18 protein-coding genes are annotated in these 21,781 nt (G+C 69.1%); 7 read left to right on the top strand and 11 right to left on the bottom strand.

All coding sequences use genetic code 11. The features are described 5' to 3' along the window. Positions 1 to 40 precede the first annotated feature (40 nt). Complete coding sequence (locus QK444_RS06590) at positions 41 to 1,108, top strand: YihY/virulence factor BrkB family protein (RefSeq protein WP_282778089.1); 1,068 nt, start codon at positions 41 to 43, stop codon at positions 1,106 to 1,108. Here QK444_RS06590 and QK444_RS06585 read toward each other — a convergent pair. Further along, positions 1,087 to 2,073 (bottom strand): GNAT family N-acetyltransferase, encoded by a 987-nt coding sequence (locus QK444_RS06585; RefSeq protein WP_282778087.1) that lies wholly within the window; start codon positions 2,071 to 2,073, stop codon positions 1,087 to 1,089. The two genes, QK444_RS06590 and QK444_RS06585, sit on opposite strands and share 22 nt — an antisense overlap. A gap of 214 nt (positions 2,074 to 2,287) precedes the next feature. On the opposite strand from QK444_RS06585, the gene QK444_RS06580 reads away from it, so the two are divergent. Further along, complete coding sequence (locus tag QK444_RS06580) at positions 2,288 to 2,887, top strand: GNAT family N-acetyltransferase (RefSeq protein WP_282778085.1); 600 nt, start codon at positions 2,288 to 2,290, stop codon at positions 2,885 to 2,887. A gap of 17 nt (positions 2,888 to 2,904) precedes the next feature. Here QK444_RS06580 and QK444_RS06575 read toward each other — a convergent pair whose 3' ends face one another. From QK444_RS06575 to QK444_RS06560, 4 genes are all read right to left on the bottom strand, one after another. After that, positions 2,905 to 4,206 carry an MFS transporter gene (locus QK444_RS06575; protein WP_282778084.1) on the bottom strand — a complete coding sequence of 434 codons (1,302 nt, stop codon included), beginning with the start codon at positions 4,204 to 4,206 and terminating at the stop codon, positions 2,905 to 2,907. Between the two features lie 29 nt (positions 4,207 to 4,235). Continuing rightward, entirely contained in the window at positions 4,236 to 5,018 is a 783-nt protein-coding gene (locus QK444_RS06570) for an ABC transporter ATP-binding protein (protein ID WP_282778082.1), read from the bottom strand. Next, positions 5,015 to 5,980: an iron chelate uptake ABC transporter family permease subunit gene (locus tag QK444_RS06565; protein WP_282778101.1), complete on the bottom strand. Its 966-nt coding sequence runs from the start codon at positions 5,978 to 5,980 to the stop codon at positions 5,015 to 5,017. The genes QK444_RS06570 and QK444_RS06565 overlap by 4 nt, the downstream gene beginning before the upstream one ends. 83 nt (positions 5,981 to 6,063) lie before the next feature. Continuing rightward, the gene (locus tag QK444_RS06560) at positions 6,064 to 7,116 is read right to left on the bottom strand and encodes an ABC transporter substrate-binding protein (protein WP_282778081.1); all 1,053 of its coding nucleotides are present in this window, start codon (positions 7,114 to 7,116) and stop codon (positions 6,064 to 6,066) included. Between the two features lie 226 nt (positions 7,117 to 7,342). Between QK444_RS06560 and QK444_RS06555 the strand changes: the two genes are divergently transcribed. Then, on the top strand, positions 7,343 to 7,687 hold the full coding sequence (locus QK444_RS06555) for a hypothetical protein (RefSeq protein WP_282778080.1): 345 nt from the start codon (positions 7,343 to 7,345) through the stop codon (positions 7,685 to 7,687). Positions 7,688 to 7,729: 42 nt separating this feature from the next. Here QK444_RS06555 and QK444_RS06550 read toward each other — a convergent pair whose 3' ends face one another. From QK444_RS06550 to QK444_RS06540, 3 genes are all read right to left on the bottom strand, one after another. Further along, entirely contained in the window at positions 7,730 to 9,931 is a 2,202-nt protein-coding gene (locus QK444_RS06550) for a TerD family protein (protein WP_282778078.1), read from the bottom strand. Positions 9,932 to 10,043: 112 nt separating this feature from the next. Beyond that, positions 10,044 to 11,180: a Fic family protein gene (locus QK444_RS06545; RefSeq protein ID WP_282778077.1), complete on the bottom strand. Its 1,137-nt coding sequence runs from the start codon at positions 11,178 to 11,180 to the stop codon at positions 10,044 to 10,046. 156 nt (positions 11,181 to 11,336) lie between these two features. Continuing rightward, positions 11,337 to 11,570 (bottom strand): DUF3039 domain-containing protein, encoded by a 234-nt coding sequence (locus tag QK444_RS06540; RefSeq protein ID WP_172544800.1) that lies wholly within the window; start codon positions 11,568 to 11,570, stop codon positions 11,337 to 11,339. Between the two features lie 168 nt (positions 11,571 to 11,738). Here QK444_RS06540 and QK444_RS06535 point away from each other — a divergent pair, with 168 nt between their 5' ends. The 4 genes from QK444_RS06535 (at position 11,739) to QK444_RS06520 (ending at position 15,797) form a co-directional block, all read left to right on the top strand. Continuing rightward, complete coding sequence (locus QK444_RS06535; protein ID WP_029923961.1) at positions 11,739 to 12,089, top strand: DUF3099 domain-containing protein; 351 nt, start codon at positions 11,739 to 11,741, stop codon at positions 12,087 to 12,089. Between the two features lie 48 nt (positions 12,090 to 12,137). Beyond that, on the top strand, positions 12,138 to 12,872 hold the full coding sequence (locus tag QK444_RS06530; protein ID WP_282778074.1) for a VOC family protein: 735 nt from the start codon (positions 12,138 to 12,140) through the stop codon (positions 12,870 to 12,872). Between the two features lie 53 nt (positions 12,873 to 12,925). Continuing rightward, positions 12,926 to 14,446, top strand: a complete 1,521-nt coding sequence (locus tag QK444_RS06525) for a methyltransferase (RefSeq protein WP_282778073.1) — start codon at positions 12,926 to 12,928, stop codon at positions 14,444 to 14,446. A gap of 382 nt (positions 14,447 to 14,828) precedes the next feature. Then, positions 14,829 to 15,797 (top strand): sigma-70 family RNA polymerase sigma factor, encoded by a 969-nt coding sequence (locus QK444_RS06520; RefSeq protein WP_029923966.1) that lies wholly within the window; start codon positions 14,829 to 14,831, stop codon positions 15,795 to 15,797. Positions 15,798 to 15,955: 158 nt separating this feature from the next. Here the strand turns inward: QK444_RS06520 and ppc are convergent, their stop codons facing one another. The 3 genes from ppc to QK444_RS06505 all read right to left on the bottom strand — a co-directional run. Next, positions 15,956 to 18,718, bottom strand: a complete 2,763-nt coding sequence (gene ppc / locus QK444_RS06515; RefSeq protein WP_282778071.1) for a phosphoenolpyruvate carboxylase — start codon at positions 18,716 to 18,718, stop codon at positions 15,956 to 15,958. A gap of 73 nt (positions 18,719 to 18,791) precedes the next feature. Then, positions 18,792 to 19,133 (bottom strand): DUF4333 domain-containing protein, encoded by a 342-nt coding sequence (locus QK444_RS06510; protein WP_143981758.1) that lies wholly within the window; start codon positions 19,131 to 19,133, stop codon positions 18,792 to 18,794. A gap of 32 nt (positions 19,134 to 19,165) precedes the next feature. Continuing rightward, positions 19,166 to 21,781 (bottom strand): bifunctional GNAT family N-acetyltransferase/acetate--CoA ligase family protein (locus QK444_RS06505; RefSeq protein ID WP_282778069.1); only part of this gene is annotated, 2,616 nt, incomplete at its 5' end.

Raw genomic sequence — 21,781 nt, 5'->3', positions numbered from 1 at the left:
CAAGCCAACCGCAACCCAGGTGGGCGATGCTGTAACCACCATGAACGAGCACGCTGGCCCTTCTGCGACATCCGCCGCATCGAGCGGCGTGCTCGCGCGTGTCGCCGCCGCCGTGCGCCGCGGCTGGGAACTCGTCGCCCATGTGGCCGTGAAGGCGTGGGACGATTCGATTTTCGCCAAATCCGCCGCGGCCGCGTTCTGGCAGACGCTGTCACTGGCCCCGCTGCTGCTGGGCCTGCTCGGCAGCCTCGGCTACGTGGGCGGCTGGTTCGGCCCCGACACCGTCCAGATCGTGGAATCCAAGGTGATCAGCTTCAGCCGGAAGCTGTTCAGCCCCAGCGTGGTCGACGATCTCATCGCGCCGACGGTCAACGACGTGCTGTTGCGCGGACACGGCGGCGTGGTCTCCTTCGGCTTCGTGCTCTCGCTGTGGGCGGGGTCCTCGGCCATGGCCACCTTCGTGGACGCCATCACCGCGGCACACGGCCAGGCCGATGCCCGACATCCGGTGTGGCAGCGGCTGTTCGCCCTGCTGCTGTACGTGGGTTTCCTGGTGGCCTCGGTGCTCATCCTGCCGCTGGTCGCGCTGGGACCGGCGCTGGTGGGCCGCGCGCTGCCGGAGAGCTGGCGCGAACCCGGACTGCGGCTGGTCGACAGTTTCTACTACCCCGGCACGGCACTGCTGCTCATTGTGGGCTTGACCACCCTGTACAAGCTGGCGCTGCACCGCACCCTGCCCTGGCACCGGCTCTTCGGCGGCGCACTGGTGGCCGGGGTGTTCTTCATGGCCGCCAGCGAGGGCCTGCGCCGCTACCTGACCTGGGTCACCCGCACCGGCATCAGCTACGGCGCGCTCGCCACCCCCATCGCCTTCCTGCTGTTCACCTTCTCCCTCGGCTTCGCGGTGATCCTGGGTGCGGAGTTCAATGCCAGCGTGCAGGAGTTCTGGCCCGCCCGCCAGACCCGCTGGACCCAGTTCCAGCAGTGGCTGGCGCAGCGCCGTCGCCGACGGCTGTCCGAGGACATCGGCCCCGACGACGGTGATCCGGACACCGATCTCCCGCCCCCGCTGCCGCCCGCGGACCCTCAGCCGGTACGGACGGTCTGAGCGTCCCCGGGCCGATCGTCGGCCATCCGCTCGGCCAGTACAAGTGCCATCTCCACCAGGTCGTAGCCCGGCGCGAATCCGTCCGGCTCGGTCCGGAGTGCCCGAAACCCCACCCGTTCGAAGAAGCCGCGGCTCATCGGCGTGGTTTCGATCGTCACCTGCTCGAAGTCCGCGGCGGCGATCAGATCGAGCCGCGCGGCGAGCAATTCCCGTCCGAAGCCCGACCCGTGCCGTGTCCGATCGACCATGCCCCAGCAGAGCACGGCCACGGTGGCGTCCTCGTCATCGGCCTGGAGTCCTCCGCAGGCGACGAGCCGCCCGTCGGTGTCCGCGCCGACGAGGTAGGGACCGTGTAGGTCGTCCAGGAATTCGACGAAGTCGTCACGCTCCCGGGGCGCGAAGAATTCCGGCACATTGCCGTCGAACAGTGCCAGGCACCCGGCACGATCGGTCTCATCGTAGGGCCGCAGCCGCAAGCCTTCGGTGTCGAGCACCTTGCCCATGGTGATCGACTTCCCGCCCGATCCCAGCTCGGTATCGGGCCGCCGGACCAGTTCGGTCCATCCGGCGCGCTGGTAGAGCTCGACCGCCCGCGCGTTGAAGTCCTCCACCTGCAGCCTCAACACCCGCTCGCCGCCGTCGAAGGCCCGGCGCTCGGCCCACGCCAGCAGGCGTCGTCCGACACCCCGGCCCCAGCTCGCGGGTTCGACATGCAGTGCGGCGACGAGATTCCCCTCGAGGTACACCATGCCGACCACCCGGCCGCCTCGTTCCGCGACCGCCAGTTCAGCCCACCGCTCCGCGACATAGTTCTCGGCGATCCGCCGGGCGACGTAGGCGTCGGAGGAGCTCGGCGGCAGGTGTGGGGCGAACGCGGCACGCCAGGTCGCGTGCAGCAGCCGGACCACGTCGGGTCGGTCCGTTTCCCGGGTGGCCCGAATCCTGTCGATGCCGCTGTCCGGCATCCTTCCTCCAGGCCGCGGCATATCGCGATGCGGCGCATTCGATTCCTCGATGGCATCGTGCACAGCGTCAGTGTTCGCACCCGGAGATAACCGGTCAACACGTTTTCCGGCGATCGCGATCCCCCGGTGAGCCAGGCGCTGGCCGAAAACGGTTGCGATGCTTACCCATCGCGCGTTCTCGTCATCCCGCGCGCCACGCAGGTACCTTGCGGGTATGGGTCATCCGTTCGATCGAGCCGACATCCGTCCCGCCACCGCCGCCGATATCGACCCCGCGGTCCGCACCCTCACCCGCGCTTTCGAGCACTATCCGATGACCCGGCGCAGCCTGGCCCCGGACGACTACCTCACCCGCCTGGCCCGCTACCAGCGCCTGTTCCTCACCGGCATCGGCCTGCCCCACGGGCGGGTGTGGGTGACCGACGACCACAGTGCCGTCTCGGTCTGGTTGACCCCGCGCACCCCGCTCAGCGTCTTCGCGGATCTCGCCGCGGAATTCGAGGACATCAGCGGCAGCCGCGCCGACGTGGTCGCGATGGACGGTCCGGTGATCGAGGCGCACCGTCCCGCGGAGCCCGTCTGGGGTCTGGCCGTCGTCGGCGTGGACCCGGACCGGCGCGGCCGGGGTCTGGGGCGGGCGGTCATCGCCCCGGGCCTGGCCGCCGCGGATGCCGAAGGCGTACAGGCGTTTCTGGAGACGCAGGACGCGGCGAATCTGCCGTTCTACGAATCGCTGGGGTTCAAGGTCGTCGGCGAAGCTCGGCTGCCCGACGACGGCCCGATGCACTGGGCCATGCTCCGACCGACGCCCTGAGCGGCCGGGCTGGCTGATCAGCGGCTCACCATGCCCTCGCCCGCGCGCACCGTCGTCGTCGGGGAGGCACCGCGCAGGATGGGCACGATGGCGAGGGCGAAGGCTCCGCTCATGAGCAGCCACGGGCCGGCGGCGCCGATTCCGGTGGTGGGTAGCAGATCGGACAGCAGACCGGTGGCCGTCGCCGCGGGCAGTACCGCCAGTCCCCCGATCGAAGCGAACAGCCCGTAGTAGGTGCCCAGCCAGCGGTCCCCGGCAAGGCCGGGAATCATCGCCCGGGCGGTGGGGGTGGCGATCATCTGGCCCACCGTGAACAGCAGGATGAATCCGACCAGTACGGTCAGCGCCGCCGCACCGCGCAGGTTCGCCGCGACACCGGCCGCTCCGACGGCGAACGCGGCGGCCATCGACGCCAGGCCGACCGCCAGGCACGTCGCGGGCCGCAGATCCGCGACGACCGCGGTGACCGGCAGCTGCCCGAAGACCACCAGCAGCGACGCCGCCGCGAACAGCACGCTCAGGGGTGCCGCCGATCCCCATGCCCGGTCCACCTGCAATGGCAGCAGCAGGTAGAGCTGGTTGTAACCGACCAGCTGCACGCTCATCACCGCGGCGAAGGCCAGGAACCGGCGGTTCGCCAGCGCCGCATGCCAACCGGACACCGATCCCGCGTCACCATGTGAGCGCTCGCCGGGGTCGCCGGGCAGCCAGCGCAGCTGGGCGCAACCGATCACCACGAACAGCGCGGCGGCGACCAGGCAGGCGGCGGTGAAGTCGACCAGCAGCAGGACGGCCCCGACCAGCGGGCCGAGGAAGGTGCCCAGCTGACCGAAGGCGGTGAACAGGGCGAACGCGCCGAGCCGCGCGGAACGCGCACTGTCGAGTCGAGCGTCGGGGCGGTCGGGGTCCGTCGCGGTGGCCGCCGGTGCGACCGCGCGGGCGAGCGCGGCCTCCACGGCCGGGGAGAACAGCGCACCGGCGAAACCGGTGAGCACCGCTCCCACGGCGATCCCCGCCAGACCGGTGGACAGACCCAATCCGAGGAATCCGAGCACCCGGCAGGCGCAGCCCAGCAACACCACCGGCCGCACCCCGATCCGGTCGGACAGTATCCCGCCGACGATGAACAACCCCTGTTGCGAGACAGTCCGCAACCCCAGCACCGCGCCGATCACGGCCGAGCCCTGCGCGAGATCGTCGCTCAGGTGCACCGCCAGATACGGCAGCACCATGAAGAATCCGACATTGAACGCCAACTGGGTCAGCACCAGCAGGCGCACCACCGGACCGGCCGCCCGGAACCCACTCACCGCCGTCACGCGGCGGTCCCCACCGGGCAGCCGACCGATCACCGCGCTTCCACCGCGACCGCCGTGGGCAGGAAGCGGATGTGCAGCCCGCCGTCGGCGGTGTCGGTGACCTCGGCGCGCACCTGATACACCTCGGCGATCAGGTCGGCGGTGAGCACCTCACGGACCGGCCCGGCCGCCATGACCCGACCGTTGCGCAAGACGATCAGGTGATCGCAGAACATGGCGGCCAGGTTCAGATCGTGCAGGGCGACGATCGAGGTCACCGGCAGCCGTGCCACCAGCGCCATCAACTCCAGTTGATGGTGGATGTCCAGGTGGTTGGTGGGTTCGTCGAGCAGCAGTTCCCGTGGCTGTTGGGCCAGCGCGCGGGCGATCTGCACCCGTTGCCGCTCACCGCCGGACAACCGATGCCACAGGCGGTCGGCCTTGTCCTCCAGGCCGGTGTGTGCCAGCGCGGCGACGACCGCGGCATCGTCGGCCGCGCGATCGCTGTCGAACAGGCCACGATGCGGAATCCGGCCCAGCCGCACCACTTCCCGCACGGTGACGTCGACATTGGTGTCCGCGTGCTGCGAGACCACGGCCACCGCCCGTGCCACCTCCCGCCGCCCGATCCGGCGCAGGTCACGCCCGTCCAGTTCGACGGTGCCGGCGGTCGGTGCCGCCAGCCCGGCGAGCAGCCGCAACAGCGAGGACTTGCCGGAACCATTGGGGCCCAGCAGACCCACGGTCTGCCCCGGCTCCGGATGCACGCTGACCGAGTCGACGACGATCGCCCCACCGCGATCCCAGGTCACGCTGTCCGCGTGGAGTGTCATGCGGCCGCCCTCCGTCGGAACATGATGAGTACGAACACCGGGACGCCGATCAGGGCGGTGCCGACGCCCACCGGCAGCGGCGTGGGAGCGAAGGCCACCCGGGACAGCGCGTCGACCCACACCAGGAATACGGCGCCGAAGATCGCGGCGACCGGTACCAGCCGGGCGTGCCCGGGACCGACCAGAAACCGGGCCGCGTGCGGCAGCACCAACCCCACGAAGCCGATCGCGCCCGCCACGCTCACCAGTGCGGCGGTGATCAGCGAGGTGAGCACCAGCAGCCCGGCCCGCACCCACGGCACCGGCATGCCGAGCGAGGCGGCCACCTCGTCACCGAAGGTGAAGGCGTCCAGCACGAAGGCCAGCACCGCGCAGACGAGCACGCCCGCGACCGCCACCGTGCCGGTCAGCCACACATCGTCCCAGCGCACCCCCTCCAGCGAGCCGAGCAGCCAGAACATCACGCCCCGGGTCTCGTCGGAGTCGGCGAAGGCGAAGATCACGAAGGAGGTCAGGGCGGAGAACAGCTGGGTCATGGCCACTCCGGCCAGGATCACCCGTTCATTGCTGCCGCCCGACCCGCGCGCCAGCAGCAGCACCAGGGCGAAGGCGAGCAGCGCACCGACGAACGCGCCACCGGACATGCCGATCACCGCGCCGCCCAGGCCGAGCACTCCGATGATCACCGCGCCGGTGGAGGCGCCGGAGGAGATGCCCAGCAGAAACGGGTCGGCCAACGGGTTGCGCAGCAGCGACTGCAGCACCACACCGCACACCGCCAGCCCGGCGCCACATGCCGCGGCGACCAGGGAGCGGGGCAGCCGGTCCTCCCAGACGATGGCGTCCTCGGTGCGCCGGACCGGGATATCGGTCAGACGCAGGTGGTTGGTCAGGATGTCGCGCACATTCACCAGGGAGATGTCCGCGGTGCCCAGGGTCACGGCGACCATCACCGACAGCACCAGCAAGGTGAGGCCGACCAGTATCAGGGCGGGGCCGGTGGCGCGGTTGCGGGTGGCGACGCGACCGCCGCGATCGAGCGCGGTCACCGCGGTGGCAGTTGGGCGAGGCCGTCGACGAGCTTCTCGATGCCGTCCACGGCGCGGATCGACGGATTCAGCTCGGCACCGTGCAGTGCGATGTACCGCTTGCCCTGTACCGCCGTCATCGCACCCGCCACCGGATCGGACGCCAGGAAATCCTTCTTGTCGTCCAGGCGATCGCCAGGGAAGCGAGTGCGGGCCAGATCACCGAGCACCAGGATGTCCGGATTGCGGTCCACCACGGCCTCCCAGCTCACGGCCGGCCAGTCGTCGGCCACCTCGGCGAAGATATTCGTCAGCCCCACCGTGGTGGCCAGCAGATTCGCCGAGCCCGTCCCCCCGGCGAAGTACGGGCTCCTGGTGTCGGCGAACCAGAAGCCGACGGTCTGCCCGCTGGCCCGCACCTTCTCGACGGCGGCATCGGTGCGCTGCTTCAGCTCCGCCACCAGCCGCGCGCCTCGGCCGGGCACGTCGAAGATCTGCGCGAGCTCGGTGATCTCCTGATAGAGGGCGTCCATGGTGAGCGGCCGGGTGCGTTTTCCGCCGGCGTTGATGGACCGGCCGTCCGCGCAGTCGGTGGGCGACAGGTAGGTCTCGATGCCGGTCTCGGCGAACCGCTCCCGAGTGGCGACGCCGCCCTCCCGCTTGAAGTGCCGCCCGAACGATGCCGTGATCAGATCCGGGTCGGTGTCGAGCACGGCCTCGTAGGACGGGGCATTGTCCGCAAGCCGGGGCACATCGGCATTGGCCTCGGCCAGATTATCCCGGACCGGATCGGTCCAGGACGCGGTGCCCACGATCTTGTCCGCCAGTCCGAGCGAGAGCAGGATCTCGGTGGACCCCTGGTCCAGGGACACCACCCGGGCGGGTGCCCGGTCGAAAGTCTGTGACAGACCGCAGTTCTCGAGCGTCAGCGGGTAGTTCACCACGCCCTCGGTGTCGGATGCCGCCGCCGTGTCGTCGATCGGTTCCGAGGCACCGCAACCGGCGAGCACACCGGCGGACAGCATGGCGACAACGGCCGAGACGACTAGTCGGCGGGGGCTCGGGCGCATCGGAAACCTTTCATCAGGATCGCTCGGCGGTAGCGAGCGGCACCACAAATTAGGGCAGGCTAAGCATCGTACAGACGTTGTCCAGTGGCACCACGCGCGGCCGATCCACCGGGAGCCCCGGCACTCACCGACACCCCCGCGCGCTCACGCGTACGGGTCGGTGATCTGCCTGAGCTCACCAGCTACCGGAACATTCTCTTCGACACCATGGTGCATATCCCAGGACATGGCCATCCCCCTGGGCCGCACCATCACCGTCTCCCTCGAAGCCGCCGCCGACCGCGCGGTGGAGGTCGGCTGGCCGGTCTGGGACCGTCATCGCCTCGACGGCGTGCGGCTGCGCGCCACCGATTCCAGCTGGGAACACGGCGACGGACTCGAGATCCACGGCCCCACGCTGGCCCTACTGCTCGTGATCACCGGCCGCCCAGCGGGTTTCGCACACACCGCCGGGCCGGGGGTCGAGATCCTCGCGACTCGGCTGGAAACCGCTTCCCGGGCAACGGAAACCGCGACGGCACCGAAAGGTGAAGGCGAGGAAAGCGGAGATGCTGGAACATGTGAAGTGTGAGAAGGAAGCGTCCCCATGGCCTCGCCGTCACCGACTCTAGCACTACACCGGAACGAGCTCCGCGAGATTTCTCGGTGTGATCACGATCGAACCGTCGGGCAGCTGCCCGGGGTCCTCGCGTCCGACATAGGTGATCGGTTGGCCCGCCACCGGGCTGGGATCGCCGATGTCCGCGCCCAGCAATCCGGCGAGGTAACCGACTTTCAGATACCGGCGTTCGACCACGCTGCGGATCAGGTCGACGGTCGAGAGGCGGTTGTCCTCCACCCGATTGAACGTTTGTCCCGACAGGTGCAGGTGGGTCCACACCGCCCGCCAGCGCTTGCCTCCGCCGCGGATGAACGCCAGGGGCAGGGCCACGCGACCAGCACCACGGAGATCCGACTTCATGCGCACCGTCTGCGGTTCGAACGGTGCGCCCCGCTGCTCGCCCTCGCGGAGCATGAAGCCGAAGAACGATTCGGCGACCTCATCGAATCCCTCCCCGGAGTAGATGTTCACCTGGGGAATCACAATCCGCGCGGGAACCTTGGCCAGGTCGACTTCGATGAACTCCGATGCGCCGAACGGTGCCTCGGTGATGTCGCCCGAATGGCATCCACCGGCTGCGGTCAGATTCGTGTAGGACAGCCACGTCGGGCTGCCGTAGCGACCGTCGAGCATCAGAGCGGACAGGTCGAAGTCGGTGCGCCGCTGGTGTTCTCGCCAGTACACGAAAAAGCGCAGCAGCCGCCCGTCCACGGCTGACACCGAGCCGCGCGGCAGGGTACCGAATCCACCCGCGATCGACTTCCCGCTGATCGGCAGCGCGACATTCAGCATGTCCGGATCGACCACCCAGCGCGGTAGCGCCGCATGGCGACGGCGAATCTCGCCGTCGAGCACATCCCGCAACCGCTCGAGTGCCGCACGCGAAATCGGCGGCCGCTCATCGTCGATCGCGTGGCCGCGGGCCGACCGATTGATGAACACCCGCCGTCGACCGCGCGCCGCGTCCCGGTTCTCCAGGTGCTCCCGCAGTGACAGCAGGACCCGGCCCGACACCTCGGGAGCGGCGTCGGCGATGCGGGTGACCATCGCGTCCTGATCGGGTGTCGGGCTGGCGCGCAGCACTCGGTCCGCCGACCGAAACAGCAGTCCCGGCGCCCGGGTTCGCAGCACAGCGGCCGCGTCGTCGACACGCCCCGAGCGCATCAGCCGCTCGAAACGCGACACGGTCGATTCGGCGTCCAGCTCGCCGCGCGCCACCGCGAAAACCTCTGCCGCGCGCGGCCATTTCGGGTACTCGTGCGGATGCAGGCGCTCACCGAGCCGTTTCCACTGTTCGCGATGGCGCGAAATATCCCCGAGCACACTCGGGTTGTCGAGCACGAGTCGGTGCAGCCCGGCCAGCAGCGCTCTGCGATAGGAGCGCGGCAGCGTGCGGAACCGCGTCGGTTCGACGAGCGTGACGTCGCCACCGGAGATCGCGCACGCCAGCCGCAGCACATCGGTCACCGTCCCCAGCAAGGGTTCCAGCCCCAACTCCAGGCGCACCGCATTGATCAGCGCCCGGTTCTCTCGCACCGGAATATCCTGCGGCTGAAGGGGATCGGTCGCGCAGTACCGGGCAAGCGCGCGCAGCGCCTCCCGGTCGTCGTCATTGCCCGGGGTGGCCGCGCCCGCCAGCGCGCGGTACAGCCCGGCGGCTTCGTCGGCCACCTTCCCGCCGACATGCAGCACGGTCACCCGGTCGCCCGCACCCGCGATGAACTCGGCGTGCGCGGCCAGCATGTCGGCGTAATCGTGTTGGTAGCGTCCGTACTTCGGCAGATCCAGCAGATTCAACGAACCGAGCAGCACATCACCACCGATCCGCTCCGCCACCTCCGGCTCCGCCAACGCCTCGACCAGACACTCGGCCCAGAACTCCACCGTCTCGGGCACATGGCGGGGGAAGTCCCGGAAGTAGACATTGTGCTGGACATGATCGCCGACCATCCCGCGAACAGCCGCGAGCACGCTCACCGCGGTATCGATCACCACCCCCGCCGACAGCGCCGACAACAGATCGAAAAGCTCCTCGGAGAGCTTGAACCCCACCGACATCAACACGGCGTCGAACTGCCGAGTCGCGACGGACCCATCACCCGCCACGCCTGCGGGCGCAGGCACCCGCAAGGTACGGCGAACGACCAACTCGTCGATCATCACAGTCGTCCACCCCTCCCCGGCACGTCGCCGCCGGTCACCGATGGTGACCATAGCGTGAACCCGTCGATCATTCCTCCCTATTTCGCGCGGCCACCCGCGACATCCACACGAAGGTCCGGCTGGTTCCGACAACGGGCTCGATGACTTACTCCGCCCGCTTGCGCTATTCGGCGTACGGATTCTCGAGGGTCGTGGGGGTGCCTGAGACCTCCAGCACATCTACGGGGTAGCGCGGTCCCGCAGTGTAGAAACGTGCGCGAGTGCGACCGACCGGCTCGAGCACCTCGAGTGTGACGAGGTCACGCAGATCGCGTTGCGCCTGTTGCAGACTCAGCCCTTCGGCTTGTTCGTATCGAGTTCGGCGAGCACGACCGGACATCGCGACATCGTGCAATGCGCTGACAACCCTTTCGTCGAGGCGGATACCCCTGACGTATTCCTCGAGCATCGCCCACACCGTGCCGGACCGAACCCAGCGCGCATGCACGGTTTGCGCCTGCTGGTGATAGGCGGTCAAGTTGAACCGAATCCATTCGGACACATCCTGATTCGGCCGATAAGTACTGCCCCGTCGGCCGAGCACCTGGTAGTACTCCCACGTGTTACCAGGCCTGCCGAGCCATGCCTCGATGGACGAGAATTCCGGTGCGAGAACACCTTCACGGGCGATCATCAATGTTTGCAGCGATCGCGACATGCGTCCGTTGCCATCGGCCCACGGATGGATGGACACCAGATGCAGGTGCGCCATCGCCGCCCGCACGAGCGGGTGCGTGCCGTCCTCGATATTGAGCCAGTCAACAAGCTCTTCCATCAATGCCGGCACCGTGTCCGCGTCGGGGGCGGTGTACGCAGCGATACTCGGGTCGCGAGCGTCGGTCACGTACACGGGGCCGGGACGCCACTGCCCGGCCGGGCGACGCTCGGTATGCCGATGCCCTTGCAGCATCCAGTGCAGAGCGTTCAGAAATCCCTTGCTGTAGCCGAAATCGACGACATCATGCAACGTTCGGATGTAAGTCATCATCCGCTCGTAGGCCAGCGTCTCGGCCTTGTTTTCCTCCGAAACCTCGACATCTCGCTCACCGGCGATCAAGTCCTCCACATCGACAGTGGAGACCCTGAACCCTTCGATGGAGTTCGACGCGGCGACAGCGTCCGCCGTCAGGAACTTGCGCAGCCCACTTGCCCACTTGCCAGCCTTGCCCTGAAGTTCGTGACGCAGGTCGACGCGCATCCGGTCCACATCGGCGAGGACACGAGCGTCGACAGCAGTCAATTCAGGCGTCGGGAACAGCATGATACCATGATAGTTTGACGCAATTATTACGTCAAACCGCCCGATCGGGCTGACGATCCTTCCTCGTCACCCCAGATGGCGGCGTGCGACGGCAACCGGTCGACGACGCAGCAACGCTACGGCCACTGCTCAGGCCGCTCGAGCTGAGGAAACAGCTCAATCCTTTTTCATCATCTCGTAAATCCGCTTGCACTCCGGGCAGACGGGGGAGCCCGGCTTGGCGGAGCGGGTGACCGGGAAGACCTCGCCGCAGAGGGCCACGACGTGGGTGCCCATGACCGCGCTCTCGGCGATCTTGTCCTTCTTCACGTAGTGGAAGTACTTGGGGATGTCGCTGTCGGTGGACTCGTCGGTGGTCTCATCGGGGCGTACCAGGGTGTCTGCGCTCACGCCCTCCATGATGCCAGGAACCCTGCCCGGGACCACCGCCGTGTGCATTCGGGTGGCGAGGGTGGAAGACTCGGGGGTATGCAGCGTGACGGCGAGACCCCCGATGCCGAGCACGATGGCGACGCGGTTCGCCCCGAGTTCGAGTTCCGTCCGGCCGGTTCCATACCCATGCCGCCCCGGCCTTCGCAGGGCTTCTTCAAGGGTGAGCCGGAGAAGCCGGTGCTCATCACCGAGGCGCAGACCTCGCTGGAGCAGCAGCATCGGAACCGGGTGCGTCGATACACCATCCTCATGGGCTTCCGGATCCCGTGCCTGATCCTGGCGGCGGTGGCCTACAGCATGTGGGAGAACTGGGTGATCTCGCTGCTGATCATCGGCGTCTCCATTCCGCTGCCGTGGATTGCGGTGCTCGTCGCCAACGACCGGCCGCCGCGCCGTAAGGACGAGCCGAGCCGCTGGGATGAGCGCCGCCGCCAGATCGCCCTGGAATCGGGCCAGCACCGCGCGATCGACGGTTGACGGTCGCCGGACTCCCGCGCACATGAACCTCCGGTGACAGGAGAACACATGCTGATTCGATGGCTCTGGGTGTTCCTGGACCGTCCCGCCGCCGAGTTCGACACCGCGGCCGACTTCTGGACCACCGTCACCGGTAGCCGCCTGTCGGACACCCGCGGCGACAACGCGGAATTCGTGACGCTGCTTCCGGAGTCCGGCACGCCCAGCGTGAAGATACAAGCGGTGGAAAGCCATCCGCGCGTGCACGTGGATCTCGATGTCGACGATGTCCCAACCGCGGTGGAGCGGGCCCGGGAGTTGGGCGCGACGCCGGTTCTGGAGCATCCCGACTACACGGTGCTGAAATCCCCGCACGGCATGACGTTCTGCCTCACACCGTTCGACCGCTCCGCGGGCACCGACGACACACCGGTGGTCGTCGCCCCGGACGGCAGCCGTTCCCGACTCGATCAGGTGTGCCTGGATATCGGAGCCGCGGACTACGAGGCCGAGAGCCGATTCTGGGTCGAGCTCACCGGCTGGGACCGAACACCGTCCGCGCGGCCGGAATTCGAGCGACTCCGCCCGCCGGACGGACCACTCGTGCAGTTCCTGCTGCAACGCCTCGACGAGGACCGTCCCACCTCCGCGCACATCGATCTGGCCAGCTCCGACACCGAGGCCATCGCGACCTGGCACGAATCGCTCGGCGCCCGACGCCTGGGCATCGGCAAGGAATGGATCGTCATGGCCGATCCGAGCGGCCAGCCCTACTGCGTCACCGGACGGTCGCCCAGGCGGTGACGTTCCGGGGCCGCTGCGCGATGCCCGAAGGTTGCGGTGGCAGAGTTTCGGTCATGCCGACGAATCCGACGACCACCTCGTCTCTGCTCGCCGCACTGGCCCCGGACCTGCGCGCCGCCCTCACCCGCGTCGGCTACGACGCCGACACTCTCCTGGACGTGCTCGGCGATGCGGCGCATTCGGCCCTCGGGCGCTCCGAGCCGGTGCCGGTGCGCCGGGCCGCCCGGGCCGCCGGGGAACTCGGCGTTCTCATCCGGCTGCTGCTGCTCGGTGATCCGGTGCCCGAGCGGGAGGCGGCCGCGGCGCTGCGGCCGGTCGATATCGAGGCCGCCGTCGCCGCCGGTCTGCTCGACCGTGAGGGCGGCGAGGTGTGGGCGGCACTGGATCTGCGCCCCCTGGACCTGGGCCACGGCACCCGCTGGATCCTGTCAGATCTGGACGACTCCATGCGGCGGCGGGCACTGGACACGGACCATGTGCTCGGGGTCGGGCAGGCGTCGCTGTCGCTGCTGCGCGCTACCCCGACCGAACCGGTCGGCACCGTCCTCGATCTGGGCACCGGCTGCGGTGTGCAGGCCGTCCACGCCAGCGGTTACGGCCGCAGCGTCACCGGCACCGACGTGAACCAGCGCGCCCTGTGGCTGGCCGAGGCCAATGCCGCCCTCAACGACCTGACCTTCGAACTGCTCGAGGGTTCCTGGTTCGACCCCGTGACGGGACGCCGCTTCGACCAGGTGGTGGCCAATCCCCCGTTCGTCGTCGGCCCGGCCCGGGTCGAGCACACCTACCGTGATTCCGGGCTGGCGCTGGACGGGGCCAGCGAACTCGTCGTGTCGGGTGCCCCCGCCCTGCTGAATCCGGGCGGTACGGCCGCCATGCTGGCCTCCTGGGTCCATATCGAGGGCGAGGACTGGCGCGGCCGGGTATCGCGCTGGCTGCCCGATCACGGGGTGGACGCCTGGATTGTGCAGCGCGATGTGGCCGATCCCGCGCTCTATGTCGGCACCTGGCTGCGCGACGCCGGACTCGATCCGCGCGATCCGGCCGCGCAGGCCCGCGCCGAGGCCTGGTTGGACGCGTTCGCGGCGGCGGAGGTGGAGGGCATCGGTTTCGGCTTCGTCTATCTGCGCGCCATCGACGGCCCGACCGAGCTGCTGGCCGAGGACCTCACGCACGGTTTCGACGATCCGCTGGGAGCGGAGGCCACCCGCTGGTTCGAGCGCTCGGCGTGGCTGCGGGCGGTGGCCGCCGATCCCGAGGTGGCGTGGTCGGCACGCTTCGAGGTGGATGCCGCGACGGCGCTGGAGCGGGTCTCGCTGCCGGGCCCGCACGGCTGGGAGCAGCGGGTGGCGCGCCTGCATCGCGGGGACGGCCCGCGCTGGCAGCACGAGATCGACGACGCCATCGCCGCCCTGCTGGCCGGGATGCGGCCCGACGGGCTGCCGCTGGCTGATCTGGTCGAACTGCTCGCCTTCGGTGAGTCCGGTGACACGGCAACCCCGGAGTTCCGGACCGCCGCCCTGCGGGTGGTGCTGGACCTGGTCCGGCACGGCCTGATCCGACCGGTTCGGTAGTTCGGCGAAACGCACACGTCACGGCGGGTGGTCCCAGGCATTCCCCAGGGAATGCCCGGTGACCACCCGTCGTTTCATCTATCGGTTGAGCTGCTCCCACGAGACCCACACCACACAACGTCCGACGGCGGGGTTACTTCTCGCCGAAAACGCCTATCCGAGGGGCGTATGCGGAAGTTGGGTTCCGGTTACGGCAACCATCCGGAAATCGGCGCGGACCCGTTGGGGGGCCGCGTTCCCCGGGCGGACCCTTCTCAGGAACTTCTCAGCCGAAGCGTGATGAAACCGCAGCTCAGATGCGGTTTATCAGGCTCACGGCGGGGAACTTTCCGAATGTCGGGTCCGTTGATCGGAGTGAGACACCACCGACAGGAGGCAAGTCATGACAAGCCCCGCCACCACTGACGTGCGCACCAGCGAACAGGACCTCGACGCCCAGAGCCCCGCCGCCGACCTGGTACGTGTGTACCTGAACGGGATCGGCAAGACGGCGCTGCTGACGGCGGCCGACGAGGTCGAGCTGGCCAAGCGCATCGAGGCGGGCCTCTACGCTCAGCATTTGCTGGAGACCGGCAAACGGCTGTCGGCCGCGAAGAAGAAGGATCTCGCGATCCTGGTTCGCGAAGGTCAGGCCGCGCGCCAGCATCTGCTCGAAGCCAACCTGCGTCTCGTGGTGTCGCTTGCCAAGCGCTACACCGGTCGCGGTATGCCGCTGCTGGACCTGATCCAGGAGGGCAATCTCGGCCTGATCCGAGCCATGGAGAAGTTCGACTACACCAAGGGCTTCAAGTTCTCCACCTACGCCACCTGGTGGATCCGGCAGGCCATCACCCGCGGTATGGCCGATCAGAGCCGCACCATCCGGCTCCCCGTGCACCTGGTCGAGCAGGTGAACAAGCTGGCCCGGATCAAGCGCGAACTGCATCAGCAGCTGGGACGCGAGGCCACCGACGCCGAGCTGGCTCGGGAGTCGGGCATTCCGGTCGAGAAGATCGCCGATCTGCTGGACCACAGCCGCGATCCGGTCAGCCTGGACATGCCGGTCGGCAATGACGAGGAAGCCCCGCTGGGCGACTTCATCGAGGACTCCGAGGCCACCTCCGCGGAGAGCGCGGTCATCGCGGGTCTGCTGCACCGCGACGTGCGCACCGTGCTGGCCACCCTGGATGAGCGCGAACAGCAGGTCATCCGCCTGCGCTACGGCCTCGACGACGGCCAGCCGCGCACCCTGGACCAGATCGGCAAGCTCTTCGGCCTGTCCCGCGAGCGGGTTCGCCAGATAGAGCGTGAGGTCATGTCCAAGCTCCGCAAGGGCGAGCGCGCCGACCGCCTGCGCGCCTACGCGAGCTAGACCCCAGATCGTCGGGCCGTCTCGAGGCGCCGGTCCGACACCAACGCCGGTCGGTTCCCGCTGCCCACCAACCCCTCGGGACAGCGTGGACCGACCGGCACTTTCGTTCGCGGTGACCGCCTACGGCCGGGTTCGACGCGCAGCGTGGAGCCGGACCGCTAGCCGGAGTTGCGCAACGCGGTCGCCAGGCCGTTCATGGTGAGTAGGATGCCGCGCTCCACGAGTTCGGAATCGTCTCCGGCGCGGCGGCGGCGCAGCAGTTCCACCTGCATCTGGTTCAGCGGTTCCAGGTACGGGAAGCGGTTGCGGATGGATTCGGCCAGCGCCGGGTTGTCGGCGAGCAATTCGTCGCTGCCGGTGATGGCGGCGTACACGCGTACGGTGCGGGCGTACTCGTCCCGGATCATCCCGAATACGGTGTCGCGCAACGCCTCATCGGGAACCAGCTCGGCATAGGTGGCGGCGATGTCCATATCGGCCTTGGCCATCACCTGGGCGAGATTCGACAGCACCGTGCGGAAGAACGGCCACCGCCGATACAGGTCCGACAGGGTGGCCAGCCGGTCCGGATCGTCGCCGATCCACTGCTCGAAGGCCGAACCGGTGCCGTACCAGCCGGGCAGCATGACCCGCGACTGACTCCAGGCCATCACCCACGGAATGGCCCGCAGATCCGAAACCGAATTGGTGGGCTTGCGGGAGGCGGGGCGGCTGCCCAGGTTGAGGTCGGCGACCTCCGCGATGGGAGTGGAGGCACGGAAGTACTCCACGAAACCGGGGGTGTCGTGCACCAGGCGGGCATAGGCCCGGCGCGCGAGTTCGGCCAGTTCGTCGAGCAGTTCGTAGGCCGGTTCGGCATCCGCGCCGAGCCCCTCCACATCCAGCAGCGTGGACTCCAGGGTGCCCGCCACCAGCGCCTCCAGATTGCGGTACGCGGTGCCGGGATCGGCGTACTTGGTGGAGATGACCTCGCCCTGCTCGGTGAGCCGCAGCGAACCGCGCACCGCTCCGGCGGGTTGCGCCAGGATGGCGTCATAGCTGCGCCCGCCGCCGCGACCGACCGTGCCGCCGCGACCGTGGAAGAGCCGCAAGCGAATTCCCGTCTTGCGCGCCGCTTCCACCAGATCGAGTTCGGCACGGTACAGCGCCCAGTTGGCGGCGAGATATCCACCGTCCTTGTTGGAGTCGGAGTAGCCGAGCATGACCTCCTGTCGCATGCCGCGTGCCGCGACCAGCCGCTGATAGGCGGGCACCTCCAGCGCGGCCACCAGGATGTCCGCGCCGTGACGCAGATCGTCGATGGTTTCGAACAGCGGCACCACGCCCACCGGACTCGACGGCGGCGTCTGCGCGTCGCCCGGATCCAGGATCCCCGCCTCCTTCAGCAGCAACGCCGCCTCCAGCATGTCGCTGACCGAGGTGCACATGGAGATGATGTAGTTCGGCACGGTATCCGCGCCCAGGTCGTCGAGGGCCGTGCGGGCCGCCCGCACCACACCCAGTTCCTTGGTGGCCAACTCGCTGAGCCGTGCGTTCGGGCCGACCAGCGGACGGCGGGTGGTGAGCTCGGCGGCCAACAGTTCCACCCGCTGCGCCTCGTCGAGCGACGCGTAGTCGGAATGCACTCCGGCCCAGGCGAACAGCTCGGCCACCACCTGCTCGTGCACTTCCGAGTTCTGCCGCATGTCCAGGCCCTGCAGATGGAATCCGAAGGTCTCCACCGCGTTTCGCAGCGCGGCGAGACGGTCGTCGGCGAGCAGCCCGTCGCCGGAGGCGCGCATGGAGGCGTCCACCACGCACAGCTCGTCGAGGAGCTCGCGCGGTCCGCTGTAGGGGCGCGCACCGACATCGATGCCGTCGGCGGGGATTTCGCCGAGCGATCGCTGCGCGGTGGCGCTGAGCCGGGCGCGGATACCGCGCAGGGCACGCCGGTAGGGCTCGTCGGCGCGCTGCGGCGAATCGTCGTAGCCCTCGTCGGTGAGCGCCGCGAGCGCGGGGGTGACCGGCACCAGCCGCGCCGATTGCGAGAGCTGCTTCTCCAGATCCACCAGCGCGGTGAGGTAGTTGCCGAAGGCCACCGCCCCCGCGCGGTGGGTGGCCCGGTGCACCACCTCGGCGGTGACGTTCGGATTGCCGTCCCGGTCGCCGCCGATCCAGGAGCCCGGCCGCAGGATGGGCCGGGTCAGCAGCTCCTGTTCGGGCCAGCGCGTGCGCAGCGCCTGACGCAGTTCGGCGTTGATGCGTGGGATGACGTCGAAGAGGGTGAGATCGTAGTACCGCAGGCCGACCTCGATCTCGTCCTGAATCCGCAAGCGTGCCAGCCGAATCAGCGCGGTACGCCAGAGCAGCAGCACCTGGCGTCGGATATCGCTCTCGAGCGCGGCGTACTCGGGTTCGGTCTCGGCGTACCGCTGCCGCCGCCGCATGAGTTCGGTGATGCGTGACTGCACGTCGAAGACGGTGCGACGCCGCGTCTCGGTGGGATGCGCGGTGATGACCGGCGAGACCAGGGCGTCGCGCAGCAGTTCGGCGGCGATATCGGCGTCGGGCCGGGCGGCGTCGAGTTTGCGGTAGGTGGCGGCGAGGCTGGAGTCCTGCGGCGGCTCCCCGGCCGCCATGTGCACGGCGCGGCGGCGGTCGCGCTGGAGGTCCTCGGCGAGGTTGGCCAGCAGCAGGAAATGGCTGAAGGCGCGAATGAGCGGTATGGCGGTGTGAATGTCCACATCGCGGACCATGTCGGCGACGGCGCGACGCTCCACCTCCGAACGCCGGACCCGGAACGCCTCCACCCGCACCCGTTCGATGAGGTCGAAGACGTCCGACCCCTCGTGATCGTGGATGGTGTCGCCGAGGATCCCGCCGAGGAACCGGATGTCGTCGCGCAGCGGCGCGGTGGCTGTTTCGATCCGATCTTCCCGCATGGGATGAATTCTGCCCGCTTTCGCCGCGGGAGGCGGACCGGGCACACCCGCGGCTATCGCGCGGCGCGCAGCCTCACGACTCGTCGACCTGCACGTCGTAGTTGACCGTATCGCCGTCGGTGCCGGTCACGGTCACCGTCAACCCGAGCGTGTCGGCGCCCGCGGTCAGGGTGCAGCGCATGGTGGTGCCCTCCTTCCCGCGCAGATCGCCGGGGCAGTCGATGGCGTCGGGGGCGACACCCACCTGGTCGGTGAGCGTCTGCTTGATCGAGTTCTCGAGTTCCGCCTCCTCGACGACGGGACCGCCGCCGATCGAGACCGAACACGCGGTGGCGGCGAGCGCGACGCCGAGAACGAATGCGGAAGCGGACAGCGCGCGGGCGGATCGACGGCGAGCCGAGAGCAGAGCGGACATGTCGGAAGTATCGCCGCCGACCCACCGATCGTTTACGCCAAACGACGGGGACCGATATCGAATCGACTCGGTTCGGGACCGATGCGGACCCGGCCGTAGAGCACCGCCGCGCCCTCCGGGGAGGCGAGGATCGGTTCGCACAGCAGCTCCCGCACCTCCGGTAGGTCGTCGCACAGCGCGGAGATGCGCTGGGCGATCTCGGCGAGTGCGCCACGGTCCACCGGCTTGTCGATGGTGCGCCCGCCGACGGTGCCCGACAGCAGCGGGGCGGCGCGCGGCGCGTCGATGAGTTCCGCGGATTCGGCCTCGGTGAGCGGCAGCGCCCGGTACACACGGTCTCCGAGCAGGTCGATGATGGTGCCGGACAGGCCGAAGCTGATGACCGAACCGAAGGACGGATCGTCCTGCACGCGGAAGGTGCAGCCCACCCCCTTGGTGGCCATCCGCTGGATGTGCACCACCGGATTGCCGGACACCTCCGCGAGGTCGGTGTAGCCGCGCCGCACCGCGTCGGAGCGCCACAGGTCCAGCCGCACCCCGGTGAGGTCGGGCCGGTTGCGCCACAGTTCACCGGTCGCCTTGGCCGCCACCGGGTAACCGAGTTCCTCGGCCGCGGCCACGGCGGCATCGGCGTCGAGCACCTCCCGGAACTCGACGATGCGAATCCCGTAGCAGGCCAGCAGGTCCACGGCTTCCAGATCGGTGAGCCAGCGGCCCTCGTCCGCCGCCATCCACCCGGCCACCAGGTCACGGGCGCGGGTGGTGTCGAGTCCGTCCGGCCGCGCCACCGGGGAGATCGGGCGGGCGACCCAGTCGGCGTAGCGCCGCACCCGGGCCACGGCCCGCGCCGCGCGCTCCGGATCGGCGTAGGACGGGATGGAGCCGCGTTCCACCGAACCGCCCGCACCGCGCGTGGCGAGCAGATTGGGCATGCCCTGATCGGCGACGAAGGTGGTGAGCACCGGTGTGTCCGGATCGGATTGCGCACCGGAACGGATGGCCTCGGCGAAGGCGGCCACACCGGTGGCGACCGGCGGTGAGTACACGACGATGACCGCGTCCACCTCGCTGTCGCTGACCGCGGCGGCCACGGCGGTGAGATAGTCGGCCGGACTCGCCTGTGGTCCCAGGTCGATGGGTTCGCCGACGTCGAGGCCCTCGCCGCGGGCGGCGTCGACGGCCAGCCAGGCGAGGGCGGCGCTGTTGCCGATCACCGCGAGTCGCTTGCCCGCGGGCAGCGGCTGATAACCGACCAGCATGGCGCAATCGAACAGTTCGGCGATGGAGTCGACCTGGATGATGCCCGCCTGCGCGAACAGGTTGCGCACCAGCGACCGGTCCAGATCCCGCTCCCCCTCCGCCTGCGCCACATTGCGGCCACTGTTCACCGCGACCACGGGTTTGCTGCGGGCCACCCGACGGGCGATGCGGGAGAACTTGCGCGGATTGCCGAAGGTCTCCAGGTACAGCAGCACCACATCGGTATCCGGGTCGCTGTCCCAGTACTGGAGCAGATCGTTGCCGGAGACATCGGCACGATTGCCGGCGGAGACGAAGGTGGACAGGCCCAGCTGCCGGGCCGCGGCCTCGGCCAGAATGGCCCCGCCGAGCGGGCCGGACTGGCAGAAGAAGCCGATCCGCCCGCGGCCGGGCAGGACCGGGGCGAGGGTGGCGTTGAGTGCGATGGCCGGATCGGTATTGGCGATGCCGAGCGCGCTCGGGCCCACCACCCGCATACCGTGGGCGCGGGCCGCGTCGACCAGGCTGCGTTCGGCGGCGTAGCCGCGCGGGCCGGTCTCGGAGAATCCGGCGGTCAGCACCACCAGCCCCTTGACGCCCTTGGCCATGCAGTCGTCGAGCACGGAATCGATCTCGGTGGCGGGGACGGCGATCACCGCCAGGTCGACCTCGTCGGGAATATCGCGGACGGTCGCGTACGCCCGCACCCCGCGGACGGCGGCGCGATTGCGGTTGACCGGGAAAACCGGCCCCTGGAAGGTGCCCGACAGCAGATTCGCCAGCACCGCGCCGCCCACCCGCCCGGTGGAGGGTGTCGCGCCGATCACGGCAACGGACTTGGGCGACAGCAGATTTCCCACACTGCGCGCCTCGGAGGCGCGTTCGCGCGAGTCCCGCACCGACAACAGCGCCTCGGTGGGGTCGATGGCGAATTCCAGGTGCAGGACCGACCCGTCGCGACTGCGCCGCACCTGGTACCCGGCATCCCGGAACACCTGCACCATGGCGTTGTTCTCGGCCAGCACCTCGGCCACGAAGGTGTCGATGTCGTTCTCGGCCGCCGCGCCCGCCAGATGTTCGAGCAGGATCGACCCGAGCCCGCGCCCCTGATGCCCGTCGGCCACCACGAAGGCCACCTCGGCGGCCCGGGGCTCACCCCGTTCGGCCAGATACTCGTACCGTCCCACCGCGATGATCTCGTCGCCCAGCTCGATCACCAGCCCGACCCGGTCGTGATAATCCACGTGGGTGGTGCGGTACAGATCCTTCGGCGTCATTCGCGGATACGGCCCGAAGTAGCGCAGGTAACGCGTGCGATCCGAGAGCCCCGCGTGGAACCGCTGCATGGGCTCCGCGTCCTCGGGGGTGATGGGTCGCAGCCGCACCACGCCGCCGTCGGAGGCGAGCAC

This window comes from Nocardia sp. CC201C, from assembly GCF_030010695.1.
GTDB classification, from domain to species: domain Bacteria; phylum Actinomycetota; class Actinomycetes; order Mycobacteriales; family Mycobacteriaceae; genus Nocardia; species Nocardia otitidiscaviarum.
Note: the sequence above shows the minus strand (reverse complement) of the source record. Positions and strands in the feature narration are given on the sequence as shown.

Excerpts from the sequence above, each read along its gene's own strand:
- QK444_RS06590 (WP_282778089.1), top strand. The coding sequence starts at position 41 with ATGAACGAGCACGCTGGCCCTTCTGCGACATCCGCCGCATCGAGCGGC.
- QK444_RS06585 (WP_282778087.1), bottom strand. The coding sequence starts at position 2,073 with ATGCCGGACAGCGGCATCGACAGGATTCGGGCCACCCGGGAAACGGAC.
- QK444_RS06580 (WP_282778085.1), top strand. The coding sequence starts at position 2,288 with ATGGGTCATCCGTTCGATCGAGCCGACATCCGTCCCGCCACCGCCGCC.
- QK444_RS06570 (WP_282778082.1), bottom strand. The coding sequence starts at position 5,018 with ATGACACTCCACGCGGACAGCGTGACCTGGGATCGCGGTGGGGCGATC.
- QK444_RS06560 (WP_282778081.1), bottom strand. The coding sequence starts at position 7,116 with ATGCGCCCGAGCCCCCGCCGACTAGTCGTCTCGGCCGTTGTCGCCATG.
- QK444_RS06555 (WP_282778080.1), top strand. The coding sequence starts at position 7,343 with ATGGCCATCCCCCTGGGCCGCACCATCACCGTCTCCCTCGAAGCCGCC.
- QK444_RS06550 (WP_282778078.1), bottom strand. The coding sequence starts at position 9,931 with ATGGTCACCATCGGTGACCGGCGGCGACGTGCCGGGGAGGGGTGGACG.
- QK444_RS06545 (WP_282778077.1), bottom strand. The coding sequence starts at position 11,180 with ATGCTGTTCCCGACGCCTGAATTGACTGCTGTCGACGCTCGTGTCCTC.
- QK444_RS06535 (WP_029923961.1), top strand. The coding sequence starts at position 11,739 with ATGCCGCCCCGGCCTTCGCAGGGCTTCTTCAAGGGTGAGCCGGAGAAG.
- QK444_RS06530 (WP_282778074.1), top strand. The coding sequence starts at position 12,138 with ATGCTGATTCGATGGCTCTGGGTGTTCCTGGACCGTCCCGCCGCCGAG.
- QK444_RS06525 (WP_282778073.1), top strand. The coding sequence starts at position 12,926 with ATGCCGACGAATCCGACGACCACCTCGTCTCTGCTCGCCGCACTGGCC.
- QK444_RS06520 (WP_029923966.1), top strand. The coding sequence starts at position 14,829 with ATGACAAGCCCCGCCACCACTGACGTGCGCACCAGCGAACAGGACCTC.
- ppc (WP_282778071.1), bottom strand. The coding sequence starts at position 18,718 with ATGCGGGAAGATCGGATCGAAACAGCCACCGCGCCGCTGCGCGACGAC.
- QK444_RS06510 (WP_143981758.1), bottom strand. The coding sequence starts at position 19,133 with ATGTCCGCTCTGCTCTCGGCTCGCCGTCGATCCGCCCGCGCGCTGTCC.